The following is a 14,809-nucleotide window of genomic DNA, read 5'->3' as shown; positions in this document are numbered from 1 at the left end:
GTGATTATTACTTGCAGCCGGGCAGATTCGAGCGATACACCTGGTCTGCGCCGAGTCGTGCGTCCTCGCTCAGCAGCATGTCCGCTTCGAGCTGACGCGACGCCTTGGCCGGCGTTCCGTCGGCACCGAGACGACGATCCGCAGGCCGCTCGTAGAGGCTGTCGCCACCGCACATCGCCTTGGCGAGGCGACGCTGACCGTCGATCGTCCGCTGCTGCGCCGCAGCAACGTAGTCCGCACGCTTGTCGGCCGGAACCGACTCGACGAATGCCTGCGGGTGCACGACGGCGATCAGTCCGGAGACGTGACCGAAGCCGAGGCTGGTCAGCAGACCGGCGCGCAGCGGAAGCTGATCACCGAACTTGAGCGGCTGACGTGCCCACACGAGGTGCTCGAACTCGGCCATCTTGTCGTCGACGCAGTCGAGGCTGCGGTTCGGCGGGACGATGCCCTGGCTCAATACCTGGCAGAGCCCGATCAACTGGAAGGCTGCGGCACCGCCCTTGGCGTGACCGGTCAGGCTCTTCTGCGAGACCACGAACATCGGCGCACCTTCACTGCGTCCCAATGCCCCGGCGAGGCGCTCGTGCAGCTCTGCCTCGTTGGGATCGTTGGCGGCCGTGGAGGTGTCGTGCTTGGAGATCACGGCGATGTCGTCGGCGCTCACGCCGAGAGCGTTGAGCGAGAGTGCGAGCTGCGAATCCGCTCCCCCGCGTCCGGCGCCCAGTGCTCCGAGTCCCGGTGCCGGGATCGAGGTGTGGACACCGTCGGCGAACGATCCGGCCCAGGCGACCACACCGAGGACGGGCAGACCCATCTCGAGCGCCAGGTCACCACGAGCGAGGAGAATCGTTCCGCCACCGGCCGACTCGACGAAGCCGCCGCGGCGACGATCGTTGGCCCGCGAGAAGCGGCGATCCTCGATGCCCTTGGCGTGCATGTCCTCGGTCTTGGCAGTGGCCGACATGTCACCGAAGCCGATGATGCCTTCCGTGCTCAGATCGTCGAACCCGCCGGCAACAACCAACTGCGCCTTGCCGAGTCGGATCTTGTCGACGCCTTCTTCGACGGATACTGCTGCCGTGGCGCAGGCTGCGACGGGGTGAACCATCGCGCCGTAACCGCCGACGTACGACTGAACGACGTGCGCTGCAATGACGTTCGGCAGCGCTTCCTGCAGGATGTCGTTCGGACGGTTCTCGCCGAGCAGCGTGTCGATGTACAGGCTCCTCATGGAGGTCATGCCGCCCATGCCGGTGCCCTGCGTGTTGGCGACCAGGCTCGGGTGTACCCAACGGAGCAGTTCGCTCGGAGTGAAGCCGCCGGTAAGGAAGGCGTCCACCGTTGCGACGATGTTCCAGAGTCCGACGCGGTCGACCGAATCCGCCATGTCGGCGGGGATGCCCCACTTGGTGACGTCGAAGTTGGTCGGGATCTGGCCGCCGACACTACGAGTCAGCTTCATCTTGCGCGGGACGCGGATCTCGGTGCCTGCGCGGCGAGTGACCGTCCAGTCGCCGGACTCGGCGGAAACCGTGGCCGTCGTGTTCTCCGGATCGGATTCGACGAAGGCCTGCGCCTCTGCCTCACTGCCGACCACGAAGCTCAGATCCTTGTCCAGGAACACCGAGGTGAGCAGCGGAGCGGTGTTGTCGATCATCGCGCCCTCGTCGACGTAACGACGGATGCCGCAACGCTCGACGACTGCATCGTGGTACTTGTCCGCGATTTCCGCCTCGGGTACCAGGTCGCCGGATTCGACGTCGTACCAACCCGGCTTGGGATCGTTCTCCCAGACGATGAGTCCGGTGTTCCACGCCAATTCGAGAACGCCTGCGGCAGAGAGCTGCTCGTCGACCTCCATCTCGAAGCGGGTACGTGAGGAACCGTAGGGTCCGAGCTCTCCGGCACCCACGATGACCACGAGGTCCGCGGGAGTGACGTCCAGTTCGGGCCAGCTCGGAGCCTTGACCGAGTCGTCGAGACGAGCCGGTGCCGGCAACGCCAGGATGCTGGACTCGTCGACGGCTTCGTCAACGGCTTCGGCGATCTCGGCCACCTCGGCAGCTTCCTTGGCCAAAGCACCCAGATCCAGGTTGGCCTCGGACAGTCCGCCGGTCAGGTCGACCTCGAGCGGAGCCTCTGCAGCGGCGCGTCGCGATTCGCGGGTTGCCGTCTTCAGCAGTTGGGTGGCCATCTCCTGGGTGGACCAGGTGCGGACGCCCGCAGCTTCGACTGCGTCGACGATCGGATCGTTGTGACCCATGAGACCGGTTCCGCGAACCCAACCGATGACCGCGTGTGCCAACGTCACCCGCTCGGCCCAGTTGCGCTCGGCCTTCCAACGGTTGACCACGGCGATCAGCGAAGCCTTGGCCTCACCGTAAGCACCGTCGCCGCCGAACGTTCCGCGGTTCGGCGAACCGGGCAGCACTACGTGCAGGTGGGTGTCGACGTCGCTGTCGTAACCGATCTTCGACAGACCGCCGATGAGACGCTCCACCGACCAGAGCAGCACGCGCATTTCCATTTCGGCGCGAGCGCCGGCGTCGGAGAGTTCACCGCCGACACGGGGAGCTGCGAACGGGAAGAGCATCGTCGGCGTCATGGCCGGCTTGATGAGCTTCTTTGCGCCACCTGCGTTCTCGGTGGCCTCGTTGCCGATCCAGTCGATCAGTGCGTCGACGTCGGTGTACGACGCCATGTTCGCGGGAACCACCCAGAGGGCTGCACCGGCGCGAGCGTTCTCGCGGTACAGGTCGCGGTAGAAGCCGAGGCGCTGACCGTCGAGTCGCGAGGTGGTCACGAATACCGTTGCGCCACCGGCAAGGAGCTTGCCCGTGACCGCTGCCGCGATGGAGCCCTTGCTGGCGCCGGTCACTACTGCGACCTCGCCTGCCCACTCAGGTGCGTCGGATTCTGCCGCCGCAGCCGCATCAGCGATGCGGGTGTAGACCTCGGCGAGCGCCGTGCGGCCTTCGTCGGTCGCGCGGGTGGCCCACCACTTCGCCTGTGCGGCGACAGTGGAACCGGCACCGATGAAGTTCTCGACCGACAACGCGGTGTCACCTGAGACACCACCCCTCGCTTCGCTCGACCGGATCCAGATGCGAGCGAGATCCTCACGCGCACTTGCCCAACGGTCGTCGAGCAGGACCGCCTTCTGCGCGTCGAATGCCGGAGCAACCAGACGCGGCCAGTCGGAGCCGAGTTCAGCCGAGACCAGGTCGACCAGTTCGGTGTCCTCGACCGTCGCGACTGCTGCTTCTTCGTTCAGTCCGAGCTGCTCGAGCACCAGGCGGGCGGCCGAGGCCAGAACGCCGTTGCGGCCCGTGATGTTCTCGGTGAACTCGCCCAGAGCGGCTGCGTCGACGGTTCCGCCGCTTCCGCCACCGGTGGCCGGCAGCGAGACGCTGACTCCGCGAGCAGAGCCGACCGAGGCAACTGCGCTGTCGATGACTGCGTCCACTGCTGCAGCGTCGGCCAGTGCGCCGGAGCTCAGGCCACCGAGGTCGCCGCCGCGGATGCTGGCGCCGTCGCGGGTGCCGAGAGCCACTGCTGCGGTGACGTGGTGTGCCCAGCCGTCGCCCAGTTCCCAGACCTTCTTGACGCGGTCGGCGATGTAGCCGGGACGCTTGCCCGAGGGGCCGAAGACCTTGCGCAGGTGATCGTTGATCGAATCGGAGAGCACCGGTCCGAACGGCTTGTACGTACGGGCGAGCTTGTCGACGGTTGCTCCCAAGGAGCCCATGTCGGCATCCGCGGCACCGTCGATGGCGCCGAGGGACAGCTCGGAGCCGAGGTCGACCAGAAGCTGGTTACGACGCGAGGAGACGCCGTCGCACAGTGCCTCGATCGTGTCGGCGGGGCCGACCTGATCGGGACGGAGCTTGGTCCACAGGCTGATCAGGACCTTCGTGGCATCCGGTGCCTTGAAGGTGAGGTCATCCGGACGCGGTCCGCCCGAGGGTGCAGCGGGAGCGGCAGCGGCAACCGGAGCAGCGGCTGCGGCGGTCGGCGCGGCCTGCGCGGCAGGGGCTTCGATCTCGTCGTCGTCATCGACAGCGGGGTCGACGTCGGTGCCGTAGACGATCGCGGCTTCGCGTTCGACGTTGAGAACCTCGACCGGGTAGCCGAAGCGACCCGGCAGCTTGAGGGTCTGCGACGCGAGGTTCGCCACGGTCGGGGCAGCGCCGAGGCCGATCTCGACGAAGCGCTCGACTCCGAGTCCACCTTCGGACTCGTCGCTGAAGAGCAAGTCCTGCGTCTCGATCCAACGGACCGGGCTGGCGAACTGCCAAGCCAGCAGCTCGATCAGGATGATGCGGGACAACTCGTGAGTGCGCGTTGCATAGCTGTCGAAGTCTGCGAGGACTTCCAGCAGCGGCTCGGACGGCACCAGGTCGGCGATTTCCTGAACGAAGTCGCGACGCAGTGAGAACGGCTTCGGAACCAGGTTCGGGATGTAGCGGCCGATCAGGATGTCCGGGTCGATGTCGTGCGGGAGCAAGTCCTGCAGGCACACGCGGAAGTCCGCCACACCGCCGCGAAGGACCGTGGAGTGGAACGGCACGTCGATGCCGGGGACCTGGATGTATGCCCGCTTGCCACCGAATTCTGCTCGACGACGGTCAATTTCGACCTCGAGAGCGTCGAGACCGGCTACCGAACCGGCAATGGCGTACTGGCTGCCGCGCAGGTTCAGGTTGACGATTTCGAGGAACTCTCCGGAAGCCTCGGCCACACCGGCGACGAAGTCCTGCACGTCGTCGTCGGAAACACCGATCTGCGACGGGCGAATAGCGGCCATGCGGTAGTCGGAGCGTCCGGCTTCGTCGCGGGGAACGAGCTGGTGCATCGCAGAGCCACGCTGGAAGACGACCTCGAGAAGTGCTTCGAGCGGGAAGACCTCGGCGACGGCAGCGAGTGCGTTGTACTCACCAACCGAGTGACCGGCCAGAAGGGAATCTTCGATGAAGGTTCCGGACTCGCGCAGCTCGGCAACCTGGGCAACACCGAGAACGGCCATGGCCACCTGGGTGAACTGCGTCAGGTGCAGGACACCGTCGGGATGCCTGTGCTCGACACCACGGGCCTTGACGGTCACCGGGTTGTCGCGCACGACAGCGAGAATCGAGAATCCGAGTGCCTTGCGGGTGTGCTTGTCCGCGCGCTCCCAGACGTCGCGGGCGGCCTTGGAGCGAGCCCGAGCGTCGAGGCCCATGCCCGGGCGCTGGATGCCCTGGCCGGGGAAGGCGTAGACGGTCTTCGGCGCAGCGGTGCGGCCGGTGGCAACCATGACCAGTTCACCGTCGATGCGGCAGCCGACCTCGACGATTTCGGCACCCTGGTCGATACCGACACGATCGACGCGGACGTCGATCTCGGCGCCGGGGCGAACCATCCCGAGGAAGCGGGCGGTCCAGGCGGTCAGGCGGCGCGGCGGGACGCGGGTCTCGGCCGGGTCGACTGCGGTGACAACCTGCTGCGCTGCGGCGGAGAGCCACATGCCGTGCACGATCGGGGTTCCGAGGCCGGCCAGCAGAGCGGCGTTGTCGGAGGTGTGAATCGGGTTGTGGTCACCGGAAACCTGAGCGAAGGCGCCCATGCTGACCGGCGCGAGGATCTTCGCGTCACGGCGACGACGACGCGAGGTGTCGACAGCCGCGTCGCTGATCGATCCACCGGCGCGAGCCGGGTCGGCGAGTTCGCCTGCGCCGGTGCGTCCGCGGATCGCGAAACGCTCGGTCATGGTGACGACTGCGGGGGCGTCGAGGCCCTCGCCGAGCATGGCACCGACCTCGACCTTGACCTCGACGACGCGACCGAGGTCGGTGTCGAGAACCGAGGCGACCTCGGCGTTGACGACGAGAATGCTTGTCTCGGACGGCAGCTCACCGACGAAGTCGACGGTGTGGTCGAGGTGGACCAGGTCGAGCATGCCTTCGATGACGGAAAGACTGTCGAGCTTGGCTGCGCCGAGGACCGCGAAGACGGCGGGCCAGCATGCTCCGACGACGACGTCCGGAACAGCCTTGCCGCTGACACTGAGCGTGGCGGGCAGGCCGGAACCTGTGACACCGGCGTGATCGGCGATTCGATCGGGAACCCACGCGACGTTGAGGCGGGCCTTGCCGTTCTTGACTGCCGGAAGTTCCTGTCCGGCAGCAACTGCCAGCAGCGCGGACATCGCACCTTCGGCGTCTGCCTCGGTGACGACCGGAGCGCCGCCGTCGACGACGGACTCGGGGATCGTGATCGTGATGTCGACGGACTTGTCTGCCACCAACGGAACCGAAAGCAGCACGTGCGAGGAATCGACGACGGTCAGACTGGAACCGGTGGTGCCGTGAACTGCCTTGTCGGCAGACTCTGCACTCCACTCGTCGAGGTCGCCGAGACGGCGGACGGGGTTCTGGGTCAGGCGGCCGGCCCATTGGAGGTCGGGAGCCGAGAGGACGGCGTCGAGAAGTCCGGGTGCGGAATCCTGGTGGCGACGGCTCGCGAGTGCAATCGGAGTGGTTCCGGCAGCGACCAATTCGTCGTAGGTGGCCTTCTCGAAGCGATCGAGCAGGTCACCGACCGGCTCGTCGACACGGGTGATGCCTGCGACGGCAACGGTGCCGGGGATGACGCAAACCTGATCGGCGGTGTAGCGGGGATCGTGAGCCTGCCACAGGGAGTCGCTGCGCCACCAACGACGCACGTCACCGTCGACGACGGGAACGAAGTTGACCGGCTTGCCCGGCGTCTTGCACAGCGAGATGAAGAACGAGACGTCTGCGGGATGCAGAACGGTCGTCGAGTAGTCCGGGTACGACGCCTGCAGTGCGCAGATCGCAGCCTCGGGGCGCTCGAGAGTCTCGGCGTCGCCGAACAGCGTGGGAATCGGGCCGCGGTCGACCGGGTGCAGACGCGCCTCGGTGCGCTGGAGCATCTCACCGAAGCGAGCACGCCAGGTGATGTCGAGCCACGGGCTCGAGGTCGCCTCGACGATGGCGTCCTGAAGATCTGCGCCGCAGTCGAATTCCTTCGCGGCGTCGATGCCGACGGTCAGCTCGAGGTAGCGACGCAGCCACTGCGCGTACGTCATGGTCTCGACGTCGCCGAAGTACGGCTTGGCGGTGACGTCGAGGGCGGCGATGATCTCCTCGCGGCGCTCGGCCACTGCCTCGGAATCACCGGCAACCTCGTCGAGGAGGCGTCCGGTACGCGAAGCCGCGTTGTCGATTTCGTGGATGTCGGCACCGAGCTGGCTACGGCCCGAGGCCATTCCACCTTCAGCGGTACCGGCACCGACCCAGTCCGGCGTACCGGGTGTGTCGACGAGAAGCTGCTTGACCTCGGGAGAGGTGGTGGCCTCGAGAGTCGCCATGGCTGCGGTGCCGACCAGGATGCCGTCGACGGGCATGGCCGGGAAACCGGCCGCGGCAGACCAGCGGCCGGTCAGGTAATCGGCTGCGCGCTCCGGTGTTCCGATGCCACCGCCGACGCAGATGACCAGGTTCGGACGTGTACGCAGCTCGGCGTACGTGTCGAGGAGCAGGTCGTCGAGGTCTTCCCACGAGTGGTGTCCACCGGCGCGGCCACCTTCGATGTGGACGATGACCGGGAAGTTCGGAACCTCGTTGGCGATACGGATCACGGAACGGATCTGCGCCACGGTGCCGGGCTTGAACGCGATGTTGGTGATCCCGATCTCGGACAGCTCGTCGATGAGGGCAACGGCCTCTTCGAGTTCCGGGATACCGGCGGTGACGATGACGCCGTCGATGGGAGCACCGGCAGTACGGGCACGCTGCACCAGACGCTTGCCACCGAGCTGCAGCTTCCACAGGTACGGGTCGAGGAACAAGGAGTTGAACTGGACCGCGCGGCCCGGCTCGAGCAGCATCTTCAGCTCTGCGACACGGTCTTCGAAGATCTCCTCGGTGACCTGTCCACCACCGGCAAGCTCGGCCCAGTGACCGGCATTGGCTGCCGCGGCGACGATCTTGGCGTCGACCGTCGTCGGCGTCATGCCTGCGAGCAGGATGGGCGAACGACCGGTCAGCTTCGTGAACGCGGTCTCGACGCCGATGCGGCCGCCGGGAAGCGCAACGGGCTTCGGCGCGAACTCGGACCACGAACGTGAGACCTCGGGCGCAGCGCCGGGAGTGAGCAGATTGCGGTGTCCACCACGGGTGGCGGCGGCAATGATGCCGATGCCCTGTCCACGCAGCGAAGAGGACGTCATACGGGTCAGCTGATCGCTGGGTCCGAGATCGAGAATCCACTTGGCGCCGGCGGAGATTGCGCCGTCGACAGCCTCGACCCAGTCGACCGGATCGACGAGGACACCCTGCGCAAGTTCACGCGCACGGTCCGCGTCGAGACCGCAACGGGTTGCCCAGCTGCCGACAAGTTCGACGGCCTCGGCCAATGCGGGGTGGTGGAAGCCGATTTCGGTGTCGAGCGGATCGAAGGACGGAGCGAAGACGGAACCGCCACGCTTCTTGCCCTCACGCTCACGGGCTTCTTCGGCTTCGATCTGCTCGCAGCGTTCTTGCACGCGTGCCAGCTGAGCGGGCGGCCCGGCAAGGACGACGCGGCGACGGCCGTTGCGAATAGCGAGGACAGCCGCGCGCTCGGGCGCCACACCCTCGGCAAGCTCGGCGACGATGGCAGCGAGACGCTCGGGATCGACGCCCGAAACCGCAACCATCGGCTTCGCGGAGGCGCCGGCGATGACGCCACGGCGACGGCCGACGAGGCTGGCAGCGGCGCCGACGAGCTGCGCGACGGCGAGGAGCTCACCGTCGTCGTTGCCCTGCGCGGCTACGGCAGCCGTGGCCAGAAGACCCTGCGAGTGGCCGATGACGGCGGCTGGCGGGTTACCGGCTACATCCAGACCCTGAGCGGAGAGTGCACGCAACGCCGCAAGCTGCGTGAGGAAGACGCCGGGGAGTGACACCGGAGCTGCGGTGAGCGCTGCAGCGGACGGACCCGCCGACTTCTCGCCTTCTTCTTCGTCGACGATCTCGGCTTCGAGCATCCACGCGATCGGATCGAACCCGACCGGGCGAACCACGAGAAGATCCTGTGCAACGGGCGTGAGGCGTGCGGCTGCGTCGTTGACCAGATCGGTCAGAACGGGCTCCAGGCCGTTGTCACGGCTGAGCTCCTCGAGCGAGGTGAGCCAGGGAGCGCCCTGACCACCGAAAGCGATTGCGTAGGAAACGCCGTTGTTCAGCGAATCGACGAGGGCACCTTTACTGGTCGTGCGGGACTGTCCCCCATCGACGCCGAAACGGCGCCCACCCTTCGAGTCGCGTCCGTTTCCTGTAGGTGTCGTGTCATCGATCGTCACGCGTACGTCCTCTCCTGGTCACCTCTGCGGCGAGGTGGGATTTGCGGTGTGCTGCCCGGCTGAAGTGCTCGCGAATTCGTCGAGAGAATCGACGGAGTCAGGGCGTTCGTGCAAGACAAGGTTTACACAGAATCATGAGGATTTCCTCACGTTTGTCGGCGCCCTGGAAATCTGGACTTTCGGGGCCGTGATTTTCCTCACGAGACTTCGAGAAAGTGACTCGTGAGTAGGTCGCGAACGCCCTGCCTGGGACTGTTACCGGGATTTTCAGAAACCTGAGGAACCCCTCATATTTATTGTTACCAATTCGTGACCTCCTTGACGGACGACCGATCCCGTGCGTTCGCGGCCACAATCTGTCGGACCCTCTCGCTACGTTCAGCGCGTCCACACAGGACAACTTCTCGGGGGGAGAAATCATGAAAGACACAGACGTAGCCAGAGCGGTCGAATTCATCGCCGCCGAACTTCCGCGCGAGGCGTGGCCGCATTGGAATCAGGGTTGGCCGCGCGAGTCCGAAGCCGCCCTTCTCGACGCGATCTTCTCGTCGCGCGCCGCCTACGGAACGCCGAAGACCGGAGTCCACGCCGTCGTCGACCGTTGGCGCACACACCGCTCGGTAACCGCCGGCGAACATCTCGACAACCTGTCCGCTCTCGCCGCCTTCACCGACCGTGGCGACGAACTCGCAACGGTTCTCGGCAATCGCCAGCGCGTGCCGGGCAACTACTCCACCAAAGCCGAAGGTGTAGCTCGCGCAGCCAAGGCGCTCGTCGACGCCGGTTGCCGGTCCAGTGCCGACGTCGAGGACACCGAAAGCCTCCGCTCGGCAGTCGTCTCCGTTCCGGGCCTCGGCCCCAGGACCTTCGAGACGCTGGTGTTCTTGTCCGGGAAGTTGTCGGCAGCCTCGAAAGATCTGCTTGCACGGTTCGCCACCGAGGCGAGCAGCAGCGAGGAATTGTTGTCGAGCACCGACGCAACCGAATTGCTTGTTGCGGTGTCGGAACACCTCGACGTCGATGTTCGGACACTCACCCACGCTGCGTGGCGGTATCAACGCACCGCTGAACAACCGCGCCGATCGAAGAAAACCACCACCTCGCCGGCAGCGGATCCGCTCGCCGAATCGGCCTGAGAGCAGGCGGGCACATCCCGACCAGGGTGGTGTTCCCGCGAGCGATTCCACTCGCGTATCCTTTGAATTCCGCGCGCGAGTGGCGGAATTGGCAGACGCGCTGGATTTAGGTTCCAGTGTCTCAGGACGTGGGGGTTCAAGTCCCCCCTCGCGCACAACGAAGAGCCCCGCCGGATCTGATCCGGCGGGGCTTTTCAGTTCTTGATCACGTTCAGCGCTTTCGATCCTTGACCGGTGGAGTCATGTACGTCGTCCGACTCGGCGTCAGCCCCAGACGGACCGAGCTCTCCAACCACGTGATCGCGGCTGCCGTCGGATCCACAACTGGAACATGAATCCCTGTGTCATGCAGCCTGTCTCGGACTGCGCCGGTCACACCGAGCATGCCGGTACAACCGAGAACAATGGAGTCCGCCTCCCCGTTCTCCACGGCCGCAGACGCCTGATCGGCCAGTCGATCGATCAGAACCTCCCGATCGGTGAGTCCGAGCACCGGCATGTCCACGACACGAATACTGCCCAGCCGATTGTCCAGCCCGTATCGCCGAGTGAGCGATCGAAGCATCGGCACGACATTGGGCAGGATGGTCACGACGCCGACCCGATCGCCCAGACTCACCGCCGTCAGGAAGGACGGCTCGAAGCCGCCGACCACCGGTGCGTCGATGATCTCTCGGGCGGCATGCACTCCGGGATCGGCGAAACACGTGATGAATACACCGTCGACGCCGTCAGCGGCCGCCTCTTCTACCCTCTGCACGATCCCGGGGCCGGCCAGCGCCTCGTCGTACTCACTCTCGATGCTCTCCGTTCCGGAACGCAGCGAAACGACGTCGACCCTCGTACCGGGCGCTGCCCAGTGCTCCACCTCGGCTGTCACAGCAGGCGTGAGTGTGGTGTCGATGACCGGACGAATCACTCTGATGTGCATGAACGCTCCCCTGTTGTCGGATACGCCCGAGGTTATCGATGCAGTTCAGCCGGGAGAATGTGTTCAATGCCCGACGGTGCGGTCGAGGATGGGCGTAGCGCACATGCAGCTTCTTCGACACGCCGTGGCACGGCTCCTACGACACGCCGTGGCACGGCCTCTACGACACGCCGTGGCACGGCCTCTACGACACGCCGTGGCACGGCCTCTACGACACGCCGTGGCACGGCCTCTACGACACCGTGTCGGAGATCGCAGGGCGAGGCACTATAGCTCTCAGGTACCGTCTTAGTGTGTCCAAGAACGCTACGAAACGCCGACCTGCGCTGATTCTGCTGGTCATCGTGTCAGCCGCCGGCTGCCTCGCGCTCGGCTGGTGGCAGTGGGAGCGCTTCGAAGCCGTCGGAGGGTCCGGACAGAATCTCGGGTACGCGTTCCAGTGGCCGCTGTTCGCGGCGTTTGTCGTGTACGCGTATCGCAAGTTCGTTCAGCTCGAAGACGTGGACCCCGAAGAGGCCGAGGCCGAGGAAGCCGCCGCGGAGCCGCGTGAGATTCCCGCCGACCTCTTGCCGCAACGCCCGCAGGCCGAGTTCGACGATGTGAACCTCGACGTCGACGATCCTGAAGCCCGCCAAATGCTGGAATACAACGACTACCTTGCGCAGCTCGCCGCTCGCGAGTCCGATAGGAGCACGACGTGAGTACCGGTTCGGAAGCGAGCATCGCTACCCCCGCAGTCAACGCAGAAAAACAGAAGAAGGTTGCGTCGGCGCTGGTCCGATACCGCGTCCTCGCCTGGATCACCGGCCTCTGGCTGCTGTTCCTGACCGGTGAGATGGTCTACAAGTACCTGATTCTCGACAATTCCGCGGACGCACCGTCGTGGTTGTTCTACATCGGTCAGATCCACGGCCTGTTCTACATGCTCTACCTCGTGTTCACGATCGACTTGGCGATCAAGGCCCGGTGGAAGCCCGGGACGACGGTTGCCACTGCGCTCGCCGGCACGATCCCCTTCCTGTCGTTCGTGTTCGAGCACAAGCGAACCGCCCAGGTGAAGCAGGCTTATCAGCTCTGAGAGTGTCGAAAAGTAGAGCCCTGAACGCAGACGCGTTCAGGGCTCTACTTTTCGGATTCGGTTCAGCCGGCCAGTGCGGCCAATGCCGGAACGAGCTGTACGAGCGCGCGCCCTCGATGTGACGCCGCATCCTTTTCGGCCGGGGTGAGTTCTGCGGCCGAGCGGGTGTCGCCGTCCGGACGGAAGATGGGGTCGTATCCGAATCCGCCGTCGCCGGCCGGTTCTCGGCCGATCACCCCGCGCCATTCGCCGCGCACGACAGTCTCGTCGCCGCCGGGGATCACCAGTGCACAGGCGGAGACGAATGCCGCGCCCCGCCGCTCGTCGGGCACGTCCCCCAGCTGAGCCAGTACCAGAGCGGTGTTCGCGCCGTCGTTCCCGTGAGTGCCCGACCACCGCGCGGACAGCACACCCGGCATACCGTTGAGTGCATCGATCTCGACACCGGAATCATCTGCGATGCAAGCCATTCCGGTTGCAGCGGCCCCGTCACGGGCTTTGGCGAGCGCATTCTCCTCGAACGTCGCTCCGGTCTCGGGGGCTTCGGGGAACGGCGGAACCTCGTCGAGCCCGACCAGTTCGATTCCGTTGACTCCGGCGGCGTCGAGAACTCGATGAAGTTCCTTCAGTTTCTTGGCATTTCGGCTGGCAACCAATACTCGTACGCTCACAGCTCAGGCACCGAACTTCTTCTTGGGTTCCGGATTCTTCGGTTCGGGGAGCACCCCGGGATACGGCTCGGCCAACGCCTGACGCTGTATCTCGAAAAGTTGCTCACAACCCGCCAGAGCGGAGTCGAGCAGCTTGTCCAGCGTCGAGCGCGGGAAGGTGGCGCCCTCACCGGTTCCTTGAATTTCCACCAGCGTGCCGGTATCGGTGGCCACGACATTCATGTCGACCTCGGCACGCGAATCCTCTTCGTACGGAAGGTCGAGACGAACTCGTCCGTCCACGACGCCGACGCTGACGGCCGCTATGCCACACGAGATGGGCTGTGGGTCGGAAAGCAGGTCGGCTGCGCGCAGGTACGTCACGGCGTCGACCAGGGCTACGTATGCCCCCGTCACTGCCGCGGTGCGAGTGCCACCGTCGGCTTGGAGGACATCACAGTCGAGGGCGATGGTGTTCTCACCGATTGCCGCGAGATCGATGCACGCCCGAAGTGACCGGCCGATGAGTCGACTGATCTCCTGCGTGCGTCCGCCGACCTTGCCCTTGACCGATTCGCGGCCACTGCGTGTGTGCGTGGCGGCCGGAAGCATCGCGTATTCGGCTGTCAGCCAACCCAAGCCGGAGCCCTTGCGCCAGCGGGGTACACCTTCTTCGACACTGGCCGTGCACATGACGCGTGTGTTCCCGAACTCGACCAGAACGGATCCGGCCGGATGACTGGTGAACCCGCGGGTGATCTTGACCGTGCGGAGCTCGTCGTCCGCCCTACCGTCTTCTCGTGTAGTCACCTTCGTGAGCCTAGCGGTCGCCCGGTCGGCGCTGCATCGAATGTGAGGGGAATCAGATGTCGTAGACACTTCCGGCGGAGACGGCATGAACCGGTCCGGAGAATTCGGATTTCGCTTCGGCGATCACGTCTTCACGCGATGTCCACGGCGGGATGTGGGTGAGGAGAAGTTCCTTGACGCCGGCGAGCGCAGCCACACGGCCGGCTTCCTTGCCGGAGAGATGGACTCCCTCAGGTCGATCGGGGCTGTCGGTCCACGACGCTTCGGAGAGCAACACGTCTGCACCACGCGCGAGTTCGACGACGTTGTCGCACATACCGGTGTCGCCTGTATAGACGAGCACGCGGCCGTCGGCGCCGGTGATCCGGAATCCATAAGCCTCGGGTGGATGATTCATCCGACGGGCGACGACGCTCAGTTCTCCGAACGTCACCGGATCGTTCTCGGCCCAGAGCCGGACGTCGATGGTGTCGGAGATGTCGTCCATCTCGCCGGCGCACTCGGCGGAGGACACTCCGATGCGGCACGCGGTGTCGGTGGGGCCGTAAACCAGAGCCCGTCCGACCGGCGGGTTGGGGTGATAGCGACGCCAGACGAGCAGGCCGGGCATGTCCAGACAGTGGTCCGCATGAAGGTGCGAAAGCAGGATCGTCACCTCGCCCGGATCGGCGTATCGCTGCAACGCCCCAAGAACTCCCGGGCCGAAGTCGATCACGAGCGGCGGAGTTCCCGGTGCCGTGAGCAGGTATCCCGAAGCCGGTGAATCCGGACCCGTGACGCTGCCGGAACACCCCAGGACGGTCATGCGCATACCGGTCATGCTGCCACGTCTACCCGTCTGGGAAAAAGCTCTTG

8 protein-coding genes and 1 tRNA gene are annotated in these 14,809 nt (G+C 65.5%); 4 read left to right on the top strand and 5 right to left on the bottom strand.

Annotated features, from left to right (window positions below):
* Positions 1-7: 7 nt before the first annotated feature.
* The gene (locus tag I7X09_RS18670; protein WP_200313265.1) at positions 8-9,349 is read right to left on the bottom strand and encodes a type I polyketide synthase; all 9,342 of its coding nucleotides are present in this window, start codon (positions 9,347-9,349) and stop codon (positions 8-10) included.
* A gap of 419 nt (positions 9,350-9,768) precedes the next feature.
* Between I7X09_RS18670 and I7X09_RS18665 the strand changes: the two genes are divergently transcribed.
* A complete protein-coding gene (locus I7X09_RS18665; RefSeq protein WP_200313264.1) occupies positions 9,769-10,485 on the top strand; it encodes a hypothetical protein in 717 nt (238 codons plus the stop codon).
* 73 nt (positions 10,486-10,558) lie between these two features.
* A tRNA-Leu gene (locus I7X09_RS18660) sits at positions 10,559-10,640 on the top strand.
* Between the two features lie 56 nt (positions 10,641-10,696).
* Here I7X09_RS18660 and I7X09_RS18655 read toward each other — a convergent pair.
* Positions 10,697-11,416 (bottom strand): aspartate/glutamate racemase family protein, encoded by a 720-nt coding sequence (locus I7X09_RS18655; RefSeq protein WP_200313263.1) that lies wholly within the window; start codon positions 11,414-11,416, stop codon positions 10,697-10,699.
* Between the two features lie 293 nt (positions 11,417-11,709).
* Between I7X09_RS18655 and I7X09_RS18650 the strand changes: the two genes are divergently transcribed.
* The gene (locus tag I7X09_RS18650; RefSeq protein ID WP_021333455.1) at positions 11,710-12,117 is read left to right on the top strand and encodes a hypothetical protein; all 408 of its coding nucleotides are present in this window, start codon (positions 11,710-11,712) and stop codon (positions 12,115-12,117) included.
* The gene (locus I7X09_RS18645; RefSeq protein ID WP_003945334.1) at positions 12,114-12,494 is read left to right on the top strand and encodes a DUF3817 domain-containing protein; all 381 of its coding nucleotides are present in this window, start codon (positions 12,114-12,116) and stop codon (positions 12,492-12,494) included. Before I7X09_RS18650 ends, I7X09_RS18645 begins: the two co-directional genes overlap by 4 nt.
* 62 nt (positions 12,495-12,556) lie before the next feature.
* Here I7X09_RS18645 and rdgB read toward each other — a convergent pair whose 3' ends face one another.
* The 3 genes from rdgB to I7X09_RS18630 are packed head-to-tail and all read right to left on the bottom strand — an operon-like array spanning position 12,557 to position 14,765.
* Complete coding sequence (gene rdgB, locus I7X09_RS18640; protein WP_095973031.1) at positions 12,557-13,165, bottom strand: RdgB/HAM1 family non-canonical purine NTP pyrophosphatase; 609 nt, start codon at positions 13,163-13,165, stop codon at positions 12,557-12,559.
* Positions 13,166-13,168: 3 nt separating this feature from the next.
* The gene (rph, locus tag I7X09_RS18635; protein ID WP_003945332.1) at positions 13,169-13,954 is read right to left on the bottom strand and encodes a ribonuclease PH; all 786 of its coding nucleotides are present in this window, start codon (positions 13,952-13,954) and stop codon (positions 13,169-13,171) included.
* A 52-nt stretch (positions 13,955-14,006) separates the two neighbouring features.
* Positions 14,007-14,765 carry a cyclic nucleotide-degrading phosphodiesterase gene (locus tag I7X09_RS18630; protein WP_166813671.1) on the bottom strand — a complete coding sequence of 253 codons (759 nt, stop codon included), beginning with the start codon at positions 14,763-14,765 and terminating at the stop codon, positions 14,007-14,009.
* Positions 14,766-14,809 lie beyond the last annotated feature (44 nt).

Origin of the sequence: Rhodococcus sp. P-2, assembly GCF_016598535.1 — a bacterium.
Taxonomy (GTDB): domain Bacteria; phylum Actinomycetota; class Actinomycetes; order Mycobacteriales; family Mycobacteriaceae; genus Rhodococcus_F; species Rhodococcus_F baikonurensis.
The sequence above is the reverse complement of the archived record's forward strand: the minus strand, read 5'-3'. Positions and strand labels throughout refer to the sequence as shown.

Coding starts and splice junctions, on each gene's coding strand:
- I7X09_RS18655 (WP_200313263.1), bottom strand. CDS start 11,416: ATGCACATCAGAGTGATTCGTCCGGTCATCGACACCACACTCACGCCT.
- I7X09_RS18630 (WP_166813671.1), bottom strand. CDS start 14,765: ATGCGCATGACCGTCCTGGGGTGTTCCGGCAGCGTCACGGGTCCGGAT.
- I7X09_RS18665 (WP_200313264.1), top strand. CDS start 9,769: ATGAAAGACACAGACGTAGCCAGAGCGGTCGAATTCATCGCCGCCGAA.